Raw genomic sequence first — 24063 nt, forward strand, 5'->3', positions numbered from 1 at the left:
GCGTCCAGCTGTCTCTCCAACCCGTCCGGCCGTCTCCCCGACCCGTCAGCGCCGTCTCAGCAGCGCCGGTGAAGGGGGTTCTAAGTACTACTGACAAAGACCGCAAGCAGAAAAAGACAAAAACTCAGAAAATCTCTCAACTGACCATTTTATATTTATTTATCAAAAAGCTACATAAATACACCTGAGCGCAACCGCGCCTAAAACGCGCGTATCCAACTCGAAAAAACGCCGCCACAAAGCGTGTACTTAAAAATACCGGCAGACTCGGTCGCGAGTCAGGCGGAATCGGCCTGTCGCCAGCGGGCAAACCCACCTGGACTCGGAAAACGCAGGACAAGCAGGCCCGCGATGATCGCCAGATAGATCAAAGGTTCGATCTGAAACCCCTTAGCAAGCATCACATAATGAAGCGCCCCGAGAAGCGCTGCGGGATAAACCAGCCGATGTAGTTTGCGCCAGGACGGACCTAGACGCCGCACTGACCAGTTATTCGACGTAACTGCCAAGGGAAGCAACATTAGGAACGCGATCATACCAACTGTGATGTATGGGCGCTTGACGATGTCGGCCCAGATCTGGCTAGGCAGTTGTACATCCAGCACCAGCCAAACCACCAGATGCAGGCTGACATAGGCAAATGTCAGCACTCCGATTGCCCGACGAAACTTCATCAGGTTCAAACCGACATGCCGCCGCAGAGGTGTAACAGCCAGACCAACGATCAGCAGCTGCAGCGCTAGTTCACCCAACTCGTGCTCGAGCGCTTTGATCGGCTCGACCCCCAGCCCGCCGGTCATTGCGAGATACAGCAACCAGGGTGCAGGCAACGCGCCCACCAGGTAGACGCCCCAGACAGGGACCTTACGCAATATCTGGTTCACCGCCTGCATGATCTCAGTAATTCTTTGCCAGATCCATGCCATTATACAAGCTGGCAACCTCTTGTTCATATCCATTGAACATCAAGGTGGGAACGCGCTTGGAAAACAGACCACCTCCAATGCGCCGCTCCGAGCCCTGCGACCAGCGGGGATGATCCACATTGGGGTTTACATTGCTATAGAAACCATACTCTCGCGGACCGGCCATGTTCCAACTGGTCGGCGGCTGAGTGTCAGTCAACGTTATGCGGACAATCGACTTGATCGACTTGAACCCATATTTCCAAGGCACCACCAAACGCAGAGGTGCCCCGTTCTGGTTCGGGATAGGTCGGTCATAAATCCCAGTTGCCATAATTGTCAGAGGATGCATCGCCTCATCCATACGCAGACCTTCGCGATAGGGCCATTCGAGAACAGGGGAACGAACCCCCGGCATTTCTTCCGGACGATAGGCGGTCTCGAAGGCCACATATTTTGCATCCTCCTGAACACCGGCCATGTTCAGCAGATCGGACAATTCAAACCCGTTCCAAGGGATCACCATCGACCAGGCTTCGACGCAGCGGAATCGATAGATACGCTCTTCAATCGTCATCTCGGACAAAATGTCCTTGAAGCCGTATTCCCCGGGGCGATCCACCAAGCCATCAATCTTGATGCTCCACGGTTCAGTTGTCAGTGATCCGGCATACTTGGCCGGGTCGTCCTTGCCTGTGCCAAACTCGTAGTAGTTGTTGTAAGACGTAATCTCTTCCCAAGTATTGGCTTCAAGACCATCCTCAGCCGCAGCTGGCCGGGACATAGCAGTCAGCCCGACACCAGCCATACCGGCCACGACCTGCCGCCGGTTCAAAAACGCCGTCCGCGGGGTGACGTCGGCATATGTCAAAGTGTTGGTCCAGCGTTGCGCCATTTGGGTCTCCGTAGTCAATCAGCCTCGGGAACAAGGTAATGTCTGATACCACAGAGCCAAGGAAACGGGCGTCACGATTGAGAGAAGTGACTGTAACGTTCACAATGGCGTCGACACCTTGCGCCAGTTCGGCGAGCTGCCAGGAAGCGTGAACTTTACAAGTGCAGGGCCAAAAGTGCAGGCTGGACCGCAGAATAGTAAGTGTAATTGGGCGGATGGTTGGGCCATCCGAATGGATTGCGAAACCGCTTAGGGAGAATACCATGTGTGACATTTGCGTAATGAACGCGGTCAAGGATCGTATGTTGTCGCGGCGAGGGTTCTTCAAGGCAGCAGCAGCCACCGGTGTGGCAGCCGCCGCAACGGGCGTTTCAGCGCCAGCGGCGCTGGCCGACGGCCACGGCGCGGTCGAAGACATGACCCACACCCTCAGCCCTGATTTTCCGACTTGGGGAGGTGAGCCGGGTATTTCAGCTGAGCAAGCTTTCAACTTTGCGGATCACGGCTTCAACCTGTTCAACCTTTCCATCAATGAACATACGGGCACACATATCGACGCGCCTTTGCATTTTTCGGCGGATGGCGCTTCGGTTGACGAAATCCCGGTCACAGATCTGGTCGCACCGCTTTGCGTTGTCGACATCGCCGCTCGTGCCTCCGAGGATGCTGATACACGGGTCACGCCGGATGACTTGAAAGCTTGGATTGCATCCAATGGCGATATCCCCGACGGAGCCTGCGTCGCAATGCACTCAGGTTGGTCCGCCAAGGTTGCAACCGATGGCTTTCGGAATTTCGACGGGGAGGCACAGCATTATCCCGGTTTTCATGTCGAGGCTGCACAAATGCTGATGGAGGACACAGGCGCCCGGTCGGTTGCCGTGGATACCTTGTCGCTGGATCACGGCATGTCGGCCGATTTCGCCACCCACTATGCGTGGCTGCCCTCGGGCCGGTTTGGTATTGAGTGTCTTGCCGGTCTGGATCGCGTCCCGGCATCAGGTGCAACACTTGTCATCGGCGCGCCTAAACATGCGGGTGGCACCGGAGGTCCGGCGCGTGTGTTTGCACTGATCTGAGGAACCGAAAAGGCCGACAAGATCGGCATCATTTTTGTAGTCGCAATACTTGTATGTAAAGTGCGGTGCTGTGTTTGCACCTACTCAAACCGGTGCAGGCAGATCAAGAATGGTGTCCACACATCCACTCGGAACACCTGAAGAAGTCTTCAGACCGGCGGGTATCATATTCGACATGCGGAAAAGCGGGGACGCAAAAGCGGTCGATATCCACAATGATCGCGCAGAGTGGAGACATTCACTTTATAAAGACATCTGCAATGGCATTGTGATTGCTTACGAGTGCTCGCGTCGCTTGCTTTCCTTCGTGAACTTTCAACCACCCTTCACACACGACGGCAAGGTTCAGTCAGAAAGGGCTGCGGTTTTCGCTCAGCTCACACAAAACCATTATGCCGGGCAGTTTATGGGTCGCGTTGCCAATCAGGTGGATTTCTTGTGCTTCCCCTAACAATCAACTGGCTTTCGATTTCAATGCGCCCCAGAGACGGTTCAGGATCATCAATCATCGATAGCAACATCCTGACCGTCGCTTCAGCCATTCGGTTCGCCGGCTGGCGCATCGTGGTTAGGTCAAAAGTTTTCCATGCCGCCATCGCGACATCATCATAGCCGATGACAGACACATCCCCTGGAACATCCAGACCAAGCTCGTGCTTTAGTGTTTCAAGAACCGCAAAAGCCATATGGTCGTTGCCGACGAATATCGAATCCGGCCCACAACCCTTCTCGAACAGGCCAAGCGTCGCCTTGCGCGCGATCACTCGGCTGTATTCGCAATCAACAACGTGAAACGGCTCTGTTCCCTGAGCTGACATTTCCGCCAGAAACCCGGCCTGCCGCTCACGACCGTTAAGAGATTTTTGCCAGCCTGCGATATGCGCTATTCGCTTGTGACCTCCGGCCAGTAAGAACCTTGCCGCAACTCGCCCACCTTCGAAATTCGCCGCCGTTACCGAAGCTAGATTGGGGTTTTCTTGTCCTCGATTGAACAGCACTAGCGGGATACCATGATCTTGTAAGCGTTTTGTTAGCTCGCTGGACACACTGACGGACGCCAGAATGATACCATCGACCTGATGAGCAAGAAGATCTTCGACAACGCCATCAACTTCGTCGGTCAGGTTTGAGGCGAAGAAGGTCATGATATGATAACCATGTTCATGGAACTCGGAGGACAGCTTCTCCAAAGCTTCGGTGTAGAACGGATTTTTTAGGTAGGCGAGAACAATACCTATGGTTCGGGACCGGCCGGTGTTCAATGAACGGGCCAGTGTGTTAGGTCGATATCCGAGCTTAAGTGCTGCCTCGCGTACGCGTCGTTGTTTGTCGGCGGAGACTTTTGATCCCTGCATAAAGACGCGACTTACCGTTGGCTGGCTAACACCTGCCAGTTTTGCAACCTCTGCCGCTGTTGTTCGGCTCACCCGCATGCACGACCCGCTTGTTCAACGATATCCTGCAGCTTTATCACAAGCCGAGTTATGATCGCCAGAGCAGCTCATACGAATGTGCAATCGCCTGACCATGACCAAAGTTAGTATACCTGATTTGCAATACCGGCTGGCAAGTCAGTCTTCCCGAATTCGGCTGCCAGATTCTGGGTCAAACAGATACAGATGCTCGGCCGATAGCGAGATACCGACAACATCGTCTTGGTTCTTGCGCAGGTGCCGACTACCGCGAGCAATGACGCGCTGTTTTCCCCATTGAACCGTCAGCAGTGTGCTTTCACCGGTGTTTTCGAAGGCGTAGATGGTGACGTCTATGTCGCCTTCGCCGGGCTCGAACACCTTCATGTCGTCGGCACGCACGCCGAGGATGACGGCAGGACGATCGGGGATTGCCACCTTGACCAGTCGTGTTCCGCCCGTGGTGACGAACATGCCGTCCTGAACCGACCCGTTGATCAGGTTCATGGCCGGAGAGCCGATGAAACCCGCAACAAACAGGTTGGCCGGGTCGTTGTAGATCTCGTCCGGTGTGCCGAGCTGCTGGATTACCCCGTGTTTCATCACCGCCACGCGGTCGGCCAGGGTCATGGCTTCGATCTGGTCATGGGTGACATAGACCGTAGTGATCTTCATCTGGCGGCTGAGATGTTTCAGCTCGGCCCGCATCGTCACGCGCAGCTTGGCGTCGAGATTGGAGAGCGGCTCATCCATCAGAAAGACCTTGGGTGCGCGCACGATTGCGCGTGCCAGCGCGACGCGCTGCCTCTGGCCGCCTGACAGGGCCTTGGGCTTGCGGTCCAGAAACTGGGTCAGCTCAACCTTCTCGGCGGCTTCGTGCACTTTGGGCGCGATGTCCGGTTTCGGCGTGCCGCGCACTTTCAGGGGATAGGCGATGTTGTCGAAGATCGTCATGTGGGGGTAGAGGCCGTAGTTCTGGAACACCATGGCCACGTCCCGATCCTTTGGCAGATCGTCATTGACCATCCGATCGCCGATCCAGATTTCGCCATTCGTGGGATCTTCGAGACCGGCGATCATGCGCATGGTCGTGGTCTTGCCGCAGCCCGAGGGGCCGAGCAGCACCAGAAACTCCCGGTCCTGGATTTCAAGGGACTGGTCGTCGACGCCGACGAAATCACCCCAGCGCTTGGTCAGATTCTTGAGAATGACTTCGGCCATCAGCGTACGGCTCCCATGGTCATGCCTTGCACAAAGTATTTCCGGATGATGAGGGCGAGGACGAACATCGGCAGCATGATGATGATGCCCGCCGCGCTGAGCAGGTTCCACAGATCGCCCTCTTCGCCTTTGAACAGGGCCAGCCCGATGGGCAGCGTGACCGCGTCCTTGTTGGTCAGGATCAGCGCGAACAGGAACTCGTTCCAGGCAATGATGAAACAGAAGATCCCCGCCGTCAGCAGGCCCGGCGCCGCCATCGGCAACACGATGTTGAGGATCACCTGTATCCGGGAAGAGCCATCCACCATCGCCGCCTCTTCCGTGTCCAGCGGGATGCCGTCGATGAAGCCTTTGATCATCCAGATGGCAAAAGGCATCACGATGGCGAGGTTGACCAGGATCAGTCCCGAGCGGGTATCGAGCAGCCCGATGTCACGGAACATCACGAAGAACGGCAGGATGATGACCACTGCCGGGACGAACTGGGTCGCAAGGATCATCACCAGCATCGCCGTTTCACCGGTCAGGCGGAACCGGGAAAAGGAATAGGCCGCCATGGTGGCAATGGGGATCGCGATGACTACGGTGACAAGCGCCACGACGGTCGAGTTGATCAACTTGGCGCCCAAGTAATACGGCGCGTCGAACACGATCCCAAAGTTTTTCAGCGTCGGTGTGAATAGTAGTTTTAGTTGATAAACATCCACGTGGTTCTTGAACGCAGCAAGAAAGATCCAGATGATCGGGACCAGCATGATGAAGATCGCGATCAGGATCAGCACAATCTGGATCGCATCGACGATCTGTTTTTTCTGGCGCCCGGTCATGATGCTTTCCTGAACACGAACTTGGCATAGGCGTAGGTGAGGAAGATCATCGGGATAACCATAAGCCAGGCGACGGATGCCGAATAGCCGATCTGTCCGTATTTCATGCCGTTGAAGTAAATGTAGTGGCTGAGCGTCTGGGTGGCCGTGCCAGGCCCGCCGTTGGTCAACATGAAGATCTGATCGAAGGTTTTCAGGCTAAAGATTGATTTCAGGATAATCACCACGGCCAAAACAGGTGCAAGTTGCGGCAGCGTCACATCGCGAAACACCCGCCAGCCCGAAGCGCCGTCAACCTGCGCGGCCTCGATCGTTTCCTGCGGAACCGACGCCAGCCCGCCGATCAGCACAAGTGTCAGGAACGGGATCCATCCCCAGACATCGGCCATCACGCAAACCGCAAAGGCAAGCTGTGGATGGGCGAGCCAGCTGATGTCAGCCAGCGGCGGAAAGACGGCCCCGAAAAACGCGTCGAACAGTCCGAATTCGGGGTTGAACATGAACCGGAACGAGACACCTATTAATGCCGGCGACATGGCAAAGGGCAGGATCAGCAACGTCTGCACACCCGACCTGAGCCGTCCACCCGGAGCCAGAAGCATTGCCAAACCCAAGGCTAGCACGGTCGTCAAGGCAACCGTCAACACAGTGTAAATCCCGGTCACCCAGACCGAATTCCAGAAAGCTGGTTCTTCCCAGAACGCCCATGTGTAGTTCTCGAAACCAAGGTAGCCCTGAGGGAAGTCGGGTTTGTTGAGCCGCCCCACAGTGAAAGACAAGCGCAGAGACTCAACAAGCGGCCAGATCGCGGTGGCGAAAACGACCAGCACCGCTGGCAGCACCAGCAGGTATTTCAGCGTATTGTCACGCATTGTCCGTCCGATCCGATTGTGGCGGGCGCAGCCGTCATGGCCACACCCTGCAAAATATCACTCGATACGCCCAGCGCGCTTGAGCACGCGGTTGGATTGCTCGGCGGCCTCGGTCATCAGTTCCCGGACATCGCCACCGGCCGCTGCCTCAGCGATAGCGGCTGATAAGATGTCTCCGACTTCGGGCCATTCGGGAATTTGCGGCATGATGTCGGACTCTTCCAGTGACTCCCAGGCTGCTGCCTGAATACCATCATTTGCCGCGTTTACATCCGCGTCCTGCAGCGATGAGATATGAGTGACAACGTTGTTCACGATCGACTTGCCAGCCACTTCGCGTTCGATGGCGTTGGCCTTATCCATTTCTGGGTTCGAAAGCCATTTCATGAATTCCCACGCAGCTTCCTTGTTCTCGGAATACTCAGAAATAGAAAACGGCATCGAAATTGCATAGGTTTTCGTCCGACCATCATAAGACGGCATCCCGGTGAACCCGACCTGATCCTTGGTCAGAGTAGACGATTCCGGGTTGTAAAAACCAGAATAAGCCCACCACCAAACAGGGATCATCGCAGATTTACCCTGCATGAACGACTGACGCGCGTCCTGTTCGACAAAGGCCAGGCTGTTGGGGTTCGTGACGCCGTGAACAGTGTGTAATGCGATATAATCCTCAGTGGCTTTTATCGCTTCGTCACTGGTCCAGGCAGCGGTCCAGTCATCGTTGAAGATATCCGCCTCAGCGGCCCAAAGGAAGTTGATCCAGATGAACAGGTTCTGTCGGTTGCCGTCGTTGTTATAGTAGAGCGCAAGAGGGGCAATGTCGGGGTTGGTTTCCTTCAGAGCTTTGCCAATCTCGATCACTTCCTGCCAGGATGTCGGCGGCTCTGGAATCAGATCCTTGCGATAGAACATCAGCTGCGGATGGGCGCGCAGGGGGAAGCCAAGCGTCTTGCCATCATACTGGGCTGACCGCGCAAATGCAGCTGGATAGCGATCCATCGAAATCCCGTCCTGCGCCATCATATCATCGATTGGCATCAGCCAATGCGCATTAGGAGGGCCCCAACTGTCGAGGTAATTGACCACATCGAAGGTTCCGTTGGCCGCAATCCCTTCGGCATTGATTTTCTCTTGCAGCGACCCGAAAGGAATAAACGTCCACTCTGTTTCGATCCCTGTCAGTTCGGTGAATTCGTCGTCCCGCAGCATCAAGCCGTCGAATTGTGGGGTTACCACGCTTAGGATGTTGAGCTTTGCCCCTGCATATGGCTGACCTTCCTTCAGATCATAGGGAATGTCTTCTGCGGCGGCGTTGAGCGGCATCAACGACATTGCGGTCACGACGACGCCTGCCTTCAATAGAGTCTGTCTGCGCATTCTCTCCTCCCTCACGAATCGCAACATTTGGTTACCTAGGGTAAGATTATCATGAATACGTATTCAAGAACTATCTGACGCGTGTTGATGCTGGCCTTCTAACCCGGCTAAATGCGCACTAACCAGCGGGTTCGACATTCACCGATTGGCTGGCTGCTGCCATGCGAGACCGTCCGATCCAAATCTGGACCAGATCACTGCCCCTTCGTCCATGGGAATCTCAACATCTCGAAGGACAGCGAGCCTAGCTTGATCGAACTTGTGCCACTTCTGGAGGGTTACATAAGTATTCCGAAACTGTTCGATCTTTTATGCGTTTGAATTGCGGTGAGACCTCCAGATTGGAGCAGCACTTGCGACTATGTCATGTGCCAGCCAAGATTCGCCGTCCGCAAAGAGTACTCCAGGGACAGAGCTGGCAGCGAATGAGGCCACAGACGAGCCATAGAAAAGATTCTATCCCAGTATTTGGCGCCGCTGGGCAGCTCAATCCAACCGGTTACTCAACGCAACTTCAAATTTGAGATCCGCCCGAACCCACACCATGCGGACCTTGCTGCCGATCGCCGTCGGCTTCAAGATCTGCGTTCTGGAAAACGTCTCGTAAGATGATCAGTCGGGAACCCTCGCACAATGCAAACGTCATTTCCAAAGCGACGGGTGCATCAAACTGCAGACATATCATCGCGAACGCGTGACAACGGCTCAAGCAATTCGCTTTGCGAGATCCTAGATGAACTCAATTTCTTTGCTTCATACCCGAAACGCCAAGCACCAAAAGATGATCTCACAACTACCTTAAAATGGTTTTGAAGATAACATCGCCATGGTTCACCTAACAGGTTTAGTGACTGTCTATCCATTTGATCGGCGATCTCTATCGCCATCATGGTATTGATGCCGATGCCATCGTCGATAAGGTGAACGGACTGACGGCCGGGAAACAGATGTTTCAGCGAGACCTTGGTCTTGTCAAACCTTGAAGCCCCTCCTAAACAACGTGTTATCGAAGACAACCACCCAAAGCATCTTGGGTCGAGGTTAAAACCCCAGCGAGAACTGACTTGCACGCAGCTTCGAATAATTTGCTTTTTAAGCCACTCACCCTACCGAACGGGCGTGTGCTAAAAAATCGGATCATCAAATCGGCCATGTCTGACTCACTCGCGGATGGACGTGGCGATCCGACTGCCAGACAGATAAGGTTGTATGAACGCTGGGCCGACGGTGGTCTGGCAGCGTCGATCATCGGAGAAGTGCAGGGCGACCCACGGTACCCTGAAAAACCGGGCAATCTTGTGCTCGATCAAGGGGCCGACACTGCAGCGTTCCGTGATCTGGCGCGGCGCGGGTCAGCAAACGGGGCGCATCTCTGGTTGCAACTTGGCCACGCCGGGGCATTGTCTCACCTGCCGATCAGCAAGCCGAGGGGACCAAGTGCCATCGACTTTCCCAATTTTAGTACCGAAGCGATGTCTCTGGCCGAGATTAGGAGCATTCCTAGTTCTTTTGCCCAAACGGCACGGCGCGCGTGTGAGCTGGGGTTTGGAGGCGTTCAGATTCATGCGGCTCATGGGTTTCTCTTAAGCCAGTTCCTGTCCCCTCTCTTCAACCACCGGACGGATGATTATGGTGGTTCGATCCATGCACGTATGCGGCTGCTTGTCGAGACGGTCGAGGCCGTTCGTGCTGCTGTACCGACTGACTTTGTGGTTGCAGTCAAACTGAATGCCACTGACCAGCTGGACGGTGGGCTAACGGAAGATGATGCCCTCAAAGTTGTTGCAGGACTTGAGGGCAAAGGCGTTGATTTACTGGACATCAGCGGTGGAACCTATTTCCCCGGTGCCCCATCAAGTTCCGAACGAGCATCCAAAGGCCCATATTTTCTCGAATTCGCCGGTGCCGCACGCGGGTTGACCACGACCCCTCTCATGATCACCGGAGGGTTCAAGCATTATGACGAGGCAGAGGCCGCGATCATTCAGGGTGATGTGGATGCGGTTGGCCTTGCGCGGGGTTTCGTCCTTGATCCATCGCTGCCTTTGTCATGGCAGGCGGGCAAAGGTGACCCTGCTTTTCCTCGATTCGCCACCCTGCCGCCAGGAGGAATGACAGCTTGGTTTACGATGCGGATGACGGACCTTGGTGAAGACCAAGAGAGTCTGATCGAGCGGGATATCAATGATGCAATTGCCGAATATGAGGCGCGCGACGCGGAACGCGCGATCCTTTGGAAGAAACGATTTCCTGTGCATGAGCCCTTCGCTTCATAAGTAAGCCCGGCCTTATGCATCAACAACCCGCTGAACAATCGGGTCTCTTGAATCCATCGTGCATGCATGGAACACGCGATACAGGGATGATTAAGGAGCTGGGCGAGATACCGGAGCAACGCGAAGCCCTCAAGGCCGATCTGGGCGCCGGTGACCGAGCGCTGGCGCTTTGCGGTTAACCGGAAATTCAACAGTACAGAAGCTGCTGTTCGTCAAGTGGGGCGCACGGGTTGGGAAATCGCAAACAAGCGGATGCCGCGGTCTGCATGGATGCCTGCTTAATGAAAATCCCGGCTCGGAAACAGTCGCTTGGCTTGATCACGCGGATGCATGGCGCGGGCGGGGTAGCGGGATGCTTTGGGGGTGTCATCCGCGCGCAGGCCTTCGGTGGTCAGAGCCTCTGGCAATGGGTGGCCCAGGTCCGAGAGCTTATAGGACATGTCGTAAATCTCCTGAGCAATCAGATGCACGACAATGCCTTCGCGTTGCAGATAACCCCGGACACGCAGGAGCCGTGCCCCCATCACGATGCGCCGGAAACGCTCATATATTTTGGGCCAGACGACGACATTACTGACCCCGGTTTCATCCTCAAGCGTCAGGAAAATCACCCCGGACGCCGTGCCGGGGCGTTGGCGGGTGATGACAAGCCCGCAGACCGTATGCTGCCCCAGAGGCACATCCTTTAGTGCGTTGTGAGGGGTAAGGTCCGGAATGCCGGGGCGTAGCAATTCCATTGGATGGGCGCGCAGGGAAAGGCGGGTGGATACATAATCCTCAACGACTTCTTCACCCAAATGCATGGTGGGCAGGGCGATCTGCGGTTCATTAATGCTTTCCCCATCAATCGGGTCGTTAAAAAGCGGCAGCGGTTTTTCGCTGCGGATGGCTTTGACTTGCCACAGAGCATCTCGACGCGTGAGGTCCATGTCAGAGAACGCATCCGCTTCGGCCAACCGTATCAACACATCGGGGCGCAGGCCTGCCCGCAGCCACAGCGCCTCTGGATCGCGATACCCATTGCCCCGTGCCGCAACAATCCAGCCTGCATCTTCTTCTTTGAAACCTTTGATTTGGCGAAACCCCAACCGCAGAGCCAATGCACCATCGGGGCGGCGCTCAAGGGTATTGTCCCATTCTGAATGGTTCACGCATATGGGGCGTGTTTCAACACTATGTTCCCGCGCATCGCGGACGATCTGGGCGGGGGCGTAAAACCCCATAGGCTGGGAGTTGAGAAGCGCACAGGCAAAGATCGCCGGGTGATGGCATTTCAGCCAGGCCGAGACATAAGCGAGCATTGCAAAAGCGGCGGCGTGGCTTTCGGGGAAACCGTAATCGGCAAAGCCCTGGATCTGAGAGAAACAGCGCTTGGCGACGTCCAGATCATAGCCATTCCGGAGCATTCCATTAATGAATTTCTCCTCAAAGGCTCCGATGGTACCCATACGCCGGAATGAGGCGAGTGATCGGCGCAGGTGATCGGCCTCTTCGGCGGAAAAACCCGCCCCCACCACAGCGATTTGCATGGCCTGCTCCTGAAACAGCGGTACGCCAAGCGTACGTTTTGTGACCTCTTCCAGTGCGGGTCCAAAGGGTTCAGCCTGCTCCAGACCCTGGCGGCGTTTGATATAGGGCTGCACCATGCCGCCCTGGATCGGACCGGGGCGCACGATGGCAACTTCGATCACCAGATCATAGAATGTTCGGGGTTTCATTCGGGGCAGAAAGTTCATCTGGGCACGGCTCTCAACCTGAAACACCCCCACCGCATCGGCAACGCAAAGCATATCATATGTGGGCTTATCTTCCTGCGGAACCGTAGCGATACTGAGGCTGCGCCCTTCGTGTTGCTGCATCAACGCAAAGGCTTTTTGTACACAGCTCAGCATGCCGAGTCCCAGGACATCGACCTTCAGAATACCAAGTGCATCAATGTCATCCTTATCCCATTCGATGACGGTGCGATCTTCCATCGCAGCATTGGAAATCGGCGACAGTTCATCCAGACGACCACGTGTGATGACAAAGCCTCCTACATGCTGCGACAGGTGTCGGGGAAAGCCGATGATCTCGCCAATAAGCTGGATGGTTTGCATAAGGCGGCGGTCTTCGGGGTTAAGGCCAATCTCGCGGATGCGATCAAGATCAATCCCGCCATTGCTCATGCCCCAGATTTGGCCCGACAGACCGGCAGTCACATCCTGAGACAGGCCCATGACCTTACCCACCTCACGAATGGCGGCCCGTGTGCGAAAGTGAATGACGGTTGCGCAAAGCCCGGCACGGTGACGGCCGTATTTCCTGTAAATCCACTGGATCACCTCTTCGCGCCGCTCATGTTCGAAATCGACATCGATATCCGGTGGCTCGCCACGGTACTTTGAGACAAACCGCTCAAACACCATCGAGATCATATCCGGACTGACATCGGTGATGCCTAAAAGATAGCAAAGGATTGAATTCGCAGCGGACCCGCGCCCCTGACATAAGATGCCCCGCGATCTGGCGAATTGCACAATATCGTGGACAGTCAGGAAATAGGCTGGGAAATCCAATTCCTTGACCACGGCCAGCTCTTTTTTCAGCAGGTGGGTTACTTTGGAGGGCGGACCATGAGGGTAGCGTCGTGTCAGGCCTTCTCGGGCCAGCCGTTGCAGCCGGGCTTGCGGCGTTTCTTCCTCAGTGTCTTCATGGGGGTATTCATAGGAGAGTTCGCCCAAGTCAAAGCTGCATTTATCGGTGATCTCCAATGTACGGCGTATTGCGCCCAGATGGTTACGAAACAGCCGCGCCATATCCTGACCGGACTTGATCCGGCGTTCGGCATTGGGCAGCGCACGCGTGCCGATCTGATCAATGGTGATATGGTCGCGCATGCAGGTCAAAACATCGGCCAGCCGTCTGCGGTTTGCGCGATGCATCAGCACATCGCCAACCGCGACCATCGGGGCACCTGCCTTTTGCGCGGCCATTGCGCAGGTCGCCAGATAAGCCTGATCGCTGCCGTCATAACGGGGGGCGGCCCCGAGAAAGACGTGATTGGGAAAGCGTCGCTGCAGCCGCTGGATATCCGGTACGGCCTCTTTCAATCCCTGTTGCGGCAGGGCAATCAAAATCATCCCTTTGCAGGCGGGTATCATATCCTTGCTGTAAAGCTCACAATCACCTTTTTCCGCCCGGCGTTTACCTGCGGTCAGAAGGCGGGTCAGGCGTTGATATGCTGCCCGATCACGGGGTAAGGCGACCCATTCCACCGAACTGTCACGCAAGACCAGACGGCACCCAACGATTAGTCTGGGCAATGTTGCGAAAGGGGTGTGTGAAATGGCTTGTCCCGATTCAATCTTTTGCCGGGAGGAGGCATCCACACGCTGCTGAGAACGAATTTTCAAAGCTTCTGCAGTGTCTCGCCGTAACTCCTTGAGCGCGGTCCAGGCTCGCACCACTCCCGCCAGTGAATTGCGATCCGTGATAGCAATCGCAGACAGCCCCAACTCTGCAGCCCGCACGATCAGTTCTTCGGGGTGCGAAGCTCCGGTCAAAAAGGTGAAATTACTGGTGACACAAAGCTCGGCATAGCTTTGCCCCTGTATCTGCGTGTGCAGCAGATCCCGGCGAAAGGCCTCTACCGGACGATGCGTGCGATTGACTTCAATCATGCAAATTCTCCCTGCACGAACCATCCAGGGTTTTGCGGCGTGTAAAACAACCAGAGCCGCCGTCCCTGCGTGGTTTCCACACGCCAGTAATCGCGCAGGCCAGAACGCCAGTTGTCATCCTCCAGCCACCATTCAGGAGCGATGCGTTCAGGGCCCGTGGCGCGCGCCGTGGTCAATGACATGCGCCGCCAGCGGAACCGTTCTGGCGGATGTGGTTCAGCGACCATAAGCGGCTCAGGTGGAAACAGACGCAGCGGGCGTGGGTTTGTGCAGGTCCAGCCGCTGGCAGGATCTGAATAAGCGGCAGGCGCAATGATAAAGCTGCGCTCTGGGATATGGCTGTCAGCGGGCAGGAAACGTTGGATATTCGTCAGCCCGATCCTTGTGCCGATCCGGGTGATGAGGTCTTCCAAATGACCCTTCCGCCCCGCCGAAACATGGGTGAGTTGCTGGGCTGGCAAGGCCTCAACCTGCGTTGCCTCAAGCCGCAGCTGGTCGATGCCAAAACCTGCATCCACCTCGGCCAACCCCCGTTCAAACAACGGTAGAATGCGATGAGGGTCCCGCAAAGGGCGCGCCAGACGCAGCTCAACCTCTTGATGATCCTGATCCACCCGGCGCAGTGTCATTGTTAGCCCTCGCGCGCCCATTTCCTGCGCTTTCAATTTGGCGCAAAGCCGGGTCAGCAATCGCTTTGTACCAGCCATCACGTCGCTGATGAGGCCAATAGGCTCTGGCAATGTCATGCGCACTCCGTAATGGGGCGGGTCAGCCACGGGCGTGATCCCTTCCGGCTGCTGCCCCACAGCCTGATCCAGCCGTCTCAGTACATCCGGTCCAAAGCGGCGGGTCAGCGGCGCACGCGGTGCCGCAGCAAGATCACCAATCTTACGCAGCCCCAATCGGGTCAAAGCCGTTGAGGTTTTCTCATCCAGCTGCAAGGCAGCAACAGGGAGGTTCTGCAGCGCGGCCAACATATCACCGGGTGGCGCCAGTCCCTCACCATGATGCGCCAGGGCCCAGGCCGCCGCGCGCGTGTCCGCCAGGCCGATCTGCACCGACAGGCCCGCACGCGTCAAGCGGGTGCGCATATCACTCAGCATCTCTTTTTCACCGCCAAAGAGATGGGTGGAGCCGCTGATATCCAGCACCAGCCCATCACGACCTTCCAGCCCCACCCAAGGACAGTACCGCGTGGCCCAACGGCACAGGATCTGCAAAAATCGCTGGCCTTGCAGCAGATCAACCGGTGCCGTTTGTAAGTTGGGACAAAAAGCACGGGCATCGGAATAGGGCATGCCGGGATGCAAACCCTGCTGCGTGGCCTGAGCATTAAGGCAATAGAGCCGATTGATGTTGCTTTGTTTCAGCGTCAGGGCAAAGGGACCACCCGACGGGCAGCGCCGCAAAATCTGGTCACTCGCCAGCCGGGGAAACCATAATGAGACGACGCGGCGCGGGATCCCATCGAACATACCAAACACCTAATGTTCCTGATTTGTTCTTTATAAGTTCCCACTTTTGCAGAGTCGAGTCCTGAGAGCTGAATCTGGGATCAAACACAGGTGCACAATGCCAACGGGTTTCAGCCGCATTGCTGCCCATACCTTCAGGTATAATCGACAACCCGGTGGATTTTCCATCACGCGCCGCAAGCTGCAAACGCCGCCCCGCGGTCAGACCGAGGGGTTTTGTCAACTGCATCACCACCAACGAGATGACCCCTGAACGCAGAGCTTCTTCGGCGACAGCCAAGGTTTCAGTCTGGTCCTTGGTGTTACACAGCGTCAGGGACGCAGAATCAATGAATTCGACAAACCCGTCCGGGTTAATCTGGCTTGGCTCCCACCGCTCTCGTACCCACATAACACTGCCGCGAAGCCGCGCAGCGAGCGTGAATGCAAACACGTCTGCGCCGGGCCCGCAGACCTCGTGTGTGCGCGTGTTACTGGGTGGAAAGAAACGCGGATCAAGATTGTGCATGGCCATGCTTTAGCATCCGATAGCAATATTGGAAAACACTGTCATGCTAAGGACCGCAAAAGGCCGATACCTCATTTTAAGTCTCGCGCTGTGCTCGCGTGATTCCAAAGCTGCAAACCTACGTTCGGTCAAAGAATGGGCAAGGGCCCCCGCGTTTTGGTTTGCCGCAGGACAAAGTTGCTACGTGTGTCACGGACGAGACCGGATTTCAGCAAGCGCTGCATGATAAACACCTCCAGATCCTCGGGGGTTTTGGCATAGACCTTAAGAATGAAATCATGATCTCCGGTGATCGAAGCGCACTCGACGATCTGTGGTTCAGTTTCGACGAGGCGCAGGAAATCCGAGATGCTTTTTTCCTGATGATCCTGCAGGGCAATGTGGACATACGCGATCGCATTCAACCCAACGGCCTTTGCGGCCACTTGCGCACGATAGCCAGACACTACACCTGACGCCTCGAGATCACGAACGCGCCGCCAACACTGCGACGCGGAAAGTCCCGTGCGCTCGGCGAGCTCTTGCATCGACAAGCGTCCACTGATTTGCAGCTCGCGGAGGATGGCAATATCTGCGGTTTGAAGCATTTGTTTCGGATTATCTCTAAAAACGGTACGTATTCGTCACGTTACCTCAAATCTCTCTATATTCAAACGAATTTTGTCGATGAGGAGGGGGTATCCTGTCATCCAGAAGGAGGAGTCCAATGCCCAAATCGACCAAATATGTCGCCAAAATTGCCGATGCACGCGGCCATATCGATTACACCGCCGAGGAAGACGCCGTCTGGGCTGATCTGTATGCCGCACAGGAAGAGAATGTTCAGCAATACATGGCGCGGGAATATCTTGACGGGCTGACGCGGTTGGATTTGCCGAAAACCTCCGTTCCGTCTTGCGCCGATATATCTGAACGTTTGCTGGATCTGACCGGATGGCGCGTTCAACCGGTTCCTGCGCTGATTGGGTTCAAAACCTTCTTCGGTATGCTGGCAGATCGCGTCTTTCCAGCTGCATCCTTTATCCGCTCGCGCGAGGATTTCGACTATATTGAAGAGCCCGATATCTTTCACGAGATTTTCGGCCACACACCGCTGCTGAGCGATGCCCGCTTTGCCGCCTTCAGCCACGCCATCGGGCAGGCCGGAACCCGGGCGGATGCAGCAGATTATGCCTGGTTGATCCGGCTCTATTGGTTCTCAATCGAATTTGGACTGCGTCGTCAGGATGGTGAAATCAAAGCACTAGGGTCCGGGCTTGCGTCTTCACCGACCGAATTGGTTTACGCAGTTACAAGTGATACGCCGGATCGGGATCCGTTCGACATCCTGACCATCCTGCGCACCCCGTACCGCATTGATATGCACCAGATGGGCTATTTTGTTCTAAACGATTCAGAGGACCTTTTTGCAGCAGCAGATCGTGATCTGCTGGCCGATATCCGGCATGCCCGCAAGCTTGGCTTGCTGCCAAACAAATTCCCCGAGAAAGTCACTGCCGCAGAATAAAAGGTGACTGCAGGAGGGCTGGCGCCCGCTTTCAGGTGCCCGGACTCAGGTCTTTGTACATAAACGTCGTCGGCTCCAACCTCTCTTCAAAAGGGTTGCGGCAATAGTTAGGGATTTCGCCGGCGATCTGAAATCCCAGACTTTGATACAAAAGACGGGATGGATCCGAGCTGCGTGTGTCCAGTACCAGCATGGTTCTTCCCAGTTCTGAAGCGCGGCATTCAAGAGCATGCATCAAAGTACGTCCGAGCCCACGTCGCCTGGCGTCCGGATGAACAAGCAGCTTCGCCACATCGGCGCGATGCGGTTGATTAGGCATGGTCGCCGGAATCAGTTGCACCGTTCCCAAAACGCGCCCTTCGCCATAGACGGCGAACAGATCCAGACCGCCCGCACCCAGCTCGGACTGTACGCGCGTTGTCCAATAGGCTCGGGCATCATCGGGCAAGAAGGGGAGTATGAACCCGATGCTGGCACCGGTATGCACGCAGGCGTGTAGGATATCCGTCAGATCATCCAACACGTCTGGGAAGTAATCCGCGGTCAGTCGGGTGATCATATCAGCACCAGAATGTAACGCGCACCACGCCGTGCGCCTGTTTCAAATTGGGTCGCCCCGGACAGGTGATAGCGCAGGCAATCACCGCCAGACAGCATATGCGCAGTATTGTCGACCGTCAGGGTCAACATGCCGTCCAGCATGATCAGGTGATGTTCCTGGCCCGGTTTTGGGGGGGCCTGGTACGTTATATCTGTGTCACGGGGCAGGTGACACTCCAGCACCTCTCCGGTCAGGCCAGCCGAGGGTGGAGAAACGGAGCGTCGGGTAAAACCCGTTTCTGGATCGCGCCATTCAGCCTGTCGGTCAAGGGGGACTTTGGGGTCAAAACTGTCTTCGACCATCATCAGCAAACGTGACATCGGTACGCCGTAAGCCGCGCACAAGCGCCCGAGGCTTTCGGCGGTCGGGCTGACCTCGCCCTTTTCCATCCGGGACAAGGTGGCCCTGCTGATACCACTGTGTTCTGACAATTGATCCAGGGACCAACGGCGCGCCTTGCGAAGCTCGCCCAGATGGTCTGCAAGTCTGTTTGAGAGATCGTCCAACATAGTTCATATCCGAGAATCAGTTCCGAATATGAGAAAAGTAACTGAAATATATAACCGCGCAACAAAAAAGGGTGCAGAATAATCTGCACCCTCGGCCTGCGTGGTTCTTTGGGTTGAATTACTTCCAGCCAACCTCATTGAAGATTTTCTGAGCGTCGGGAACGTTCTTCGCAACTGCCGAAAGGTCAACAGCGTCGGCCTGATAGTCACCCAGAGCGGCAACCGAAGCAGACAGGGCCACGCCCTCAACAGTCGGGTATTCGTCGTTACCCGCCGAGAAATACTGTTGCGCCTGATCGCTTGCCAGATACTCCAGGAACATGATCGCGTTCTCTTTGTTCGGGGCATGTGCTGCTACGCCACCACCCGACAGGTTTACGTGTGCCCCGTTGCCGCCTTGATCCGGGAAGACCCAGCCGATCATCTCGCGGTCGGCCGAGACACCATCAACGTCTTTGCGGATAGCGCGGGCAAAATAATAGGTGTTCGACATCGAGATGTCGCACTCGCCGGATACGATGCCGCGCAGTTGGTCGGTATCCCCACCCTGCGGATCACGTGCAAAGTTCGCAACCACACCTTCGGCCCATTCTTTGGCAGCATCGGCACCAGCATGCTCGATGATGGCCGCCAGGATCGTCTGGCTGTACACGTTAGAGCTCGAGCGGATGCAGACCATCCCCTTATATTTGGGATCAGCCAGTTCGGCATAGGTCTGTGGCGGTTCGCTCACGTCGTTCTTGTCATAGAACAGGATCCGGGCACGCTGAGAGAAGCCGAACCATTCATTGTCGCTGTCCTGAAGGTTGGACGGGATACGCTCTTCCAGAACGGCGCTGTCGATCGACTGCAGAACGCCTGCGTTTTTGGCGCGTTCCAGGCGCGACGTATCGACGGTCAGCAGAATGTCTGCAGGAGAATTGGCACCTTCGGCTTCCATCCGGGCAATCAACTCGTCGGCCTTGCCTTCGATGCGGTTGATCTTGATGCCAGTCGCGTCTTCGAAATCCGAATACAGGCGCTCATCCGTGTCATAGTGGCGTGAGGAATAGAGGTTCAACTCACCTTCGGCGGCCGCCGAGGTGGCAATGACGGCTGTCAAAGCGGCCGCAATACAGGTCGAGGATTTCAGCATGATGTCTCCCAACATAGTAAATCTCGTGGCGGAGTTTAATCCGACTGATTTGGTCAATTAAACGATTCTGCGATAGATGCAACAAAAACTGACAAATTTAGTCGGTCAAATGGTCGCTGGTGTGAAATTACAAGTATGACGACGGGAATTGGCGTCGCTAGGGCATGAAACAAATGTCTGCGTCTAGCCCAACTCGCTCATTGGACAGGGTACAGCAAACGAGAGGTTTCAGGTTTCTGCGTAACGTCGTAGCCGCTCGTCCAGCGAGCCACTGTGCAATTCAAACATGTGGTTGTCATGGTCATAGAAATAGATCGAGTGTCCTTCACCATCAACGCGCGAGCGACCTTCTCGGACTTCCAATCCTAGCGCCTGTATCCGCTGTAGCCTGTCATCGTATTCATCGGCTGCCATTTTGAAAGCCACATGGTTGTAGGTCTTCTCTGCAAGGGGCTCGCCCTCCATAGTCGTAACCCAAACACCGCCAATACCGAAAAAGCGTTCCTTCGAAAGCGAAAAAGTCTTCTCTCCGCTGTCGTAGATTTTCTTTGCGTCCAGAACACTCGTTAGCATCTCCTCCATCTTATCGAGATCGCTCACGATGAACGTCATGTGACTTAACCCTTCGATCACTGCTTAGCCTCCGGCTTTTCTTTTCTTCACACCATTCCAGACACCCGGCCAACAGCAGCAAAGCCCGCAACTTGACCCTTGGCCGTCGTCGCCTCGCTGAGCGCTTACGAACGGTTATCATGCGGCACTGCCATACCAAAAGCTGAGCAGATGCAGAAACGTTTCTGCTGCGAGCGCACGCAGCGAGAAAACCGAATTCATAGGTTGGGCTCGCAGCAGACATCGGAGGTAGTGCATTGTAACCCCCTACCCCACATCTGACAAATCTCGAGGACGACCCGAGGCGGACATCCACAAGTGTACTTCTCTCTGCACCGCGGCTTTTGCTTTGCGGTCGCTCCGCCCTTCGCGCCCCACTCAAGCTGATCTTGCGGGTACTACTTCGAGTGGTTATGTTGAGAAGGCTTTTAGGGAAAGCGTCCAGGTCCGCGGAAAGCTGTCATCGGCATCTCTATCAACAAGACGACAACCTTCTTTCGGTATGTCTCATGCTCGTTTCCAGCGGACCATCGAGCCAAAAGTGAGGACACCGATGACAAAATCCCTGGACCAATTGCGCCGCGACGCCAAAGCACTTCGCAAAGCCTATGAAGCAGGCGAATTGCGTGCCCGTCAACGCATCGCAAACTACCCACCTCGACCGGAGGCAACAGCTCTTAAACACTCCGACTATTTGCACGTCATTGCGCGCGAGCACAGTTTTCCATCCTGGCCTGCCCTAAAGTTCGCGGCCGATTTGCTTGGCATGGACAAAGCCGCCAAGCGGCAACGCCTGAAACTGGCGCTTGCTCAAGGTCACTTCACCGCTGTTGATCAACTTCTTGCTGACACACCAGACTTGGCAGACGGAGATTTCGGGCTTTGTTTGGCCCTTTATCGCAAGTCCGACGTAAGGAAACTTCTAGACCGGACGCCTAAATTGGCGACGCAGCTCATTGGCGATCTGGCGCCTCCTTTAACGATCCTTGCCCGATCCAAGTGGATCCATCGCGCACCTGAGCTGGCTAATGACATGCTTGATATCGCGAATGCACTTCTGAAATCTGGTGCTGATGTCGATCTCGGTGCGCCGGTCTATCATGGCAACGACTATAAGCTATCGCCGCTTTACTTCGCCATCGGCCATGCGGACAATATGGTTCTTGGGCAATGGTTGCTAGAGAACGGAGCAAATCCGAACGACGGCGAGAGCCTTTATCACTCTACCGAGCTCGGTCATCATAAGGGATTACAACTGCTTCTGGATCATGGCGCCGACCCGAAGGGGACAAACGCATTGCTGCGCGCGATGGACTTCCATGACACAACGGCGGTTCAGATGCTTCTCAACCATGGGGCTAAAGTAGATGAATTTGACGGGACGCATGTTGGCGGCGAAGCACCATGGGTCGTTCCTCCGCTACACCAGGCGGCGCGAAGGATGGCCACACCAGATATGGTGGAACTTCTTCTTGAAAATGGCGCCGAATTGAACCGCCCTTTCGAGAACACAACGCCCTATGCTTATGCGCGAGTGTTTGGAAATGCCAGTTTGGCGAGGGTGCTCGAAGAGCGCGGCGCAGATACTGATTTGAGTGAGATCGAAACACTACTAGCTGCTGTTGCCGATGGCGTTCAGCCGTCGGGCAAAGTTGATCCAGACAAGATACCTGACGCTTACCGCAATATCATCCGAATGATCTTGCACATCCCGGGCAAACTGGATCACGTTCAACGGCTGGTCGCCGTAGGAGTTGAATATGACCGCCCGGATACCGAAGGATTGACACCGGTGCAGGTTGCCGGATGGGAGGGTTTGCCAGACGTCATGGAATACCTTCTGTCGTTAAAGCCCGACCTGACACATGTGAACGGCTATGGGGGAACACTTCTGTCGACAATTATTCATGGGTCGGAGAACTGCCCGCAACGATTAGACCGCGACTATACTCGGTGTCTGAGTCTGGCACTGCGGGAAGGTGTCGCTCTCCCACACCGTGCCATAGAACTGGCAAGCCAGGACGCGGTATCCGAGTTTTTGTCAGATTGGGCGGAACGATTTCCCGAGCAGGTCGTCGAAGGTGGTGTCGCTTAAACTGGTTTATGCGATCATGACAGCTGTTGATGGCGAAAGCGGAGGGCCGGTGTCGCCATAGCACTCCGCCTCCGGTCGCGTTAGGAATTCGAGAAGAAATCCGTAACAGCGTCGATGATCATCTCATGCTTGGCAGCGCGCGCTGTGCCGCCATCTGCGCAGATGATCTCGTCTCCCGGTTCTTCTTTTGCCAGAAGTTCATAGCCTTCGGGCTTGCAGCGACCCAAGAAATCGAAATGCGATAGCGTCTCCGGTTCAATATAGCGCGAATTGCTCTCTGGTAGGGCAGCAATCAACGCGCGGGATTCAATGTCGAGCGTCAGACCCGAATTCATGATTGGTGCCCCAAAAACAAGCATGGGTCGGTCAATTTGACGAAGGCTGGTGCCGGAAAAGCTCTGAGTTCCGCCAAGGTCAAAAACGGCAAATGCCTTGATCCGGCTGTCGGACAGATCGGCCTCCATCTGAACGCGATCTTCAGGTGTTTGCGCGATTTTCCAATTCGAAAGGATGCCACAGGCCAGCTCGTCTGGCTGAGTGGCGCAAAATTGACTTAACCCAGCCGCGTCGTAGCGCGCACCGGCCAGGGCAACAGCCGTGAACCCACCCAGTGAGTGTCCCGCCATATAGATCCTGTCTGAATCGACATATTGCGAAAAATCAGATGCGCCAGTCGCATGGTCGATAACACGGGAAATGTCCTTTGGCCGCTCCCATAGTTGCCGCGTTAGATCGGGATCGCGGGACCAGGTTGATGTACCAGGATGGCTGACCGCGGCCACAATGTAACCGCGTTGCGCTAGGGCCCCGGCAAGCCACGCCTGATTGTAAGCGTTACCAAACATACCATGAGATAAGACAACAAGTGGGAACCGGCTCGTCGCTGGCGCAGCATCTTTCACAACTTTCGTCCCCACCCAAACTTCACTGTCGAAGTCGTAAGTTTCTGGCCCGATGGCATCTGTTGGATACCAAATAAATCCGGACAGATCGCGTTCTCCCTCGACGTCGGCGATATTGAGTTCTGTCATTGCAGACCGGTAGGGCTGAGCAAATGCCGTGGCTGCGCACATAGCTAAGATTCCAGCAAAA

At 55.5% G+C, this 24063-nt stretch carries 21 protein-coding genes; 5 read left to right on the top strand and 16 right to left on the bottom strand.

Features of this window, described 5'->3' with window-relative positions:
- On the top strand, window positions 1–188 hold a 188-nt coding region (locus Q1B13_RS07040), incomplete at its 5' end, for a hypothetical protein (protein ID WP_299078815.1).
- 90 nt (window positions 189–278) lie between these two features.
- Here Q1B13_RS07040 and msrQ read toward each other — a convergent pair.
- Both msrQ and msrP read right to left on the bottom strand, forming a co-directional pair.
- Entirely contained in the window at window positions 279–893 is a 615-nt protein-coding gene (msrQ, locus tag Q1B13_RS07045) for a protein-methionine-sulfoxide reductase heme-binding subunit MsrQ (protein ID WP_299079517.1), read from the bottom strand.
- Window positions 894–897: 4 nt separating this feature from the next.
- On the bottom strand, window positions 898–1800 hold the full coding sequence (gene msrP, locus Q1B13_RS07050; RefSeq protein ID WP_299078817.1) for a protein-methionine-sulfoxide reductase catalytic subunit MsrP: 903 nt from the start codon (window positions 1798–1800) through the stop codon (window positions 898–900).
- Window positions 1801–2063: 263 nt separating this feature from the next.
- Between msrP and Q1B13_RS07055 the strand changes: the two genes are divergently transcribed.
- A complete protein-coding gene (locus tag Q1B13_RS07055; RefSeq protein WP_299078819.1) occupies window positions 2064–2879 on the top strand; it encodes a cyclase family protein in 816 nt (271 codons plus the stop codon).
- Window positions 2880–3283: 404 nt separating this feature from the next.
- On the opposite strand, the gene Q1B13_RS07060 is transcribed toward Q1B13_RS07055, so the two are convergent.
- The 5 genes from Q1B13_RS07060 to Q1B13_RS07080 all read right to left on the bottom strand — a co-directional run bounded on the left by Q1B13_RS07060 (window position 3284) and on the right by Q1B13_RS07080 (window position 8591).
- The gene (locus Q1B13_RS07060) at window positions 3284–4312 is read right to left on the bottom strand and encodes a LacI family DNA-binding transcriptional regulator (RefSeq protein ID WP_298934546.1); all 1029 of its coding nucleotides are present in this window, start codon (window positions 4310–4312) and stop codon (window positions 3284–3286) included.
- A 138-nt stretch (window positions 4313–4450) separates the two neighbouring features.
- Window positions 4451–5512 (bottom strand): ABC transporter ATP-binding protein, encoded by a 1062-nt coding sequence (locus Q1B13_RS07065; protein ID WP_299078822.1) that lies wholly within the window; start codon window positions 5510–5512, stop codon window positions 4451–4453.
- Window positions 5512–6339, bottom strand: a complete 828-nt coding sequence (locus tag Q1B13_RS07070; protein WP_298934544.1) for a carbohydrate ABC transporter permease — start codon at window positions 6337–6339, stop codon at window positions 5512–5514. The genes Q1B13_RS07065 and Q1B13_RS07070 overlap by 1 nt, the downstream gene beginning before the upstream one ends.
- Window positions 6336–7211: a carbohydrate ABC transporter permease gene (locus tag Q1B13_RS07075; protein ID WP_299078825.1), complete on the bottom strand. Its 876-nt coding sequence runs from the start codon at window positions 7209–7211 to the stop codon at window positions 6336–6338. Before Q1B13_RS07075 ends, Q1B13_RS07070 begins: the two co-directional genes overlap by 4 nt.
- Window positions 7212–7268: 57 nt before the next feature.
- Window positions 7269–8591 carry a sugar ABC transporter substrate-binding protein gene (locus Q1B13_RS07080; protein ID WP_299078828.1) on the bottom strand — a complete coding sequence of 441 codons (1323 nt, stop codon included), beginning with the start codon at window positions 8589–8591 and terminating at the stop codon, window positions 7269–7271.
- 1085 nt (window positions 8592–9676) lie between these two features.
- Between Q1B13_RS07080 and Q1B13_RS07085 the strand changes: the two genes are divergently transcribed.
- Entirely contained in the window at window positions 9677–10867 is a 1191-nt protein-coding gene (locus tag Q1B13_RS07085; RefSeq protein WP_366871026.1) for an NADH:flavin oxidoreductase/NADH oxidase family protein, read from the top strand.
- 278 nt (window positions 10868–11145) lie between these two features.
- Here the strand turns inward: Q1B13_RS07085 and Q1B13_RS07090 are convergent, their stop codons facing one another.
- The 4 genes from Q1B13_RS07090 to Q1B13_RS07105 form a co-directional block, all read right to left on the bottom strand.
- Window positions 11146–14529 carry an error-prone DNA polymerase gene (locus tag Q1B13_RS07090; protein ID WP_299078834.1) on the bottom strand — a complete coding sequence of 1128 codons (3384 nt, stop codon included), beginning with the start codon at window positions 14527–14529 and terminating at the stop codon, window positions 11146–11148.
- The gene (locus Q1B13_RS07095; protein ID WP_299078836.1) at window positions 14526–16004 is read right to left on the bottom strand and encodes a DNA polymerase Y family protein; all 1479 of its coding nucleotides are present in this window, start codon (window positions 16002–16004) and stop codon (window positions 14526–14528) included. The genes Q1B13_RS07090 and Q1B13_RS07095 overlap by 4 nt, the downstream gene beginning before the upstream one ends.
- Window positions 15946–16512 (bottom strand): hypothetical protein, encoded by a 567-nt coding sequence (locus tag Q1B13_RS07100; RefSeq protein ID WP_299079520.1) that lies wholly within the window; start codon window positions 16510–16512, stop codon window positions 15946–15948. The genes Q1B13_RS07095 and Q1B13_RS07100 overlap by 59 nt, the downstream gene beginning before the upstream one ends.
- A 128-nt stretch (window positions 16513–16640) precedes the next feature.
- Window positions 16641–17099 carry an Lrp/AsnC family transcriptional regulator gene (locus Q1B13_RS07105; protein ID WP_298934537.1) on the bottom strand — a complete coding sequence of 153 codons (459 nt, stop codon included), beginning with the start codon at window positions 17097–17099 and terminating at the stop codon, window positions 16641–16643.
- Between the two features lie 119 nt (window positions 17100–17218).
- Between Q1B13_RS07105 and Q1B13_RS07110 the strand changes: the two genes are divergently transcribed.
- A complete protein-coding gene (locus tag Q1B13_RS07110; RefSeq protein ID WP_299078838.1) occupies window positions 17219–18019 on the top strand; it encodes a phenylalanine 4-monooxygenase in 801 nt (266 codons plus the stop codon).
- A 31-nt stretch (window positions 18020–18050) separates the two neighbouring features.
- Here Q1B13_RS07110 and Q1B13_RS07115 read toward each other — a convergent pair whose 3' ends face one another.
- The 4 genes from Q1B13_RS07115 to fosX all read right to left on the bottom strand — a co-directional run bounded on the left by Q1B13_RS07115 (window position 18051) and on the right by fosX (window position 20897).
- A complete protein-coding gene (locus Q1B13_RS07115) occupies window positions 18051–18578 on the bottom strand; it encodes a GNAT family N-acetyltransferase (protein WP_299078840.1) in 528 nt (175 codons plus the stop codon).
- On the bottom strand, window positions 18575–19129 hold the full coding sequence (locus tag Q1B13_RS07120; RefSeq protein WP_299078842.1) for a helix-turn-helix domain-containing protein: 555 nt from the start codon (window positions 19127–19129) through the stop codon (window positions 18575–18577). Before Q1B13_RS07120 ends, Q1B13_RS07115 begins: the two co-directional genes overlap by 4 nt.
- Before the next feature lie 118 nt (window positions 19130–19247).
- Window positions 19248–20264 (bottom strand): Fe(3+) ABC transporter substrate-binding protein, encoded by a 1017-nt coding sequence (locus Q1B13_RS07125; protein WP_298934553.1) that lies wholly within the window; start codon window positions 20262–20264, stop codon window positions 19248–19250.
- Between the two features lie 228 nt (window positions 20265–20492).
- Window positions 20493–20897: a FosX/FosE/FosI family fosfomycin resistance hydrolase gene (gene fosX, locus Q1B13_RS07130; RefSeq protein WP_299799747.1), complete on the bottom strand. Its 405-nt coding sequence runs from the start codon at window positions 20895–20897 to the stop codon at window positions 20493–20495.
- 532 nt (window positions 20898–21429) lie between these two features.
- Here fosX and Q1B13_RS07135 point away from each other — a divergent pair.
- Window positions 21430–22971, top strand: a complete 1542-nt coding sequence (locus tag Q1B13_RS07135) for an ankyrin repeat domain-containing protein (protein ID WP_299078845.1) — start codon at window positions 21430–21432, stop codon at window positions 22969–22971.
- An 80-nt stretch (window positions 22972–23051) separates the two neighbouring features.
- Here the strand turns inward: Q1B13_RS07135 and Q1B13_RS07140 are convergent, their stop codons facing one another.
- Complete coding sequence (locus Q1B13_RS07140) at window positions 23052–24002, bottom strand: alpha/beta fold hydrolase (RefSeq protein WP_299799748.1); 951 nt, start codon at window positions 24000–24002, stop codon at window positions 23052–23054.
- Window positions 24003–24063 lie beyond the last annotated feature (61 nt).

Origin of the sequence: uncultured Ruegeria sp. (assembly GCF_947489545.1) — a bacterium.
In the GTDB taxonomy this organism is placed as follows: Bacteria; Pseudomonadota; Alphaproteobacteria; order Rhodobacterales; family Rhodobacteraceae; genus Ruegeria.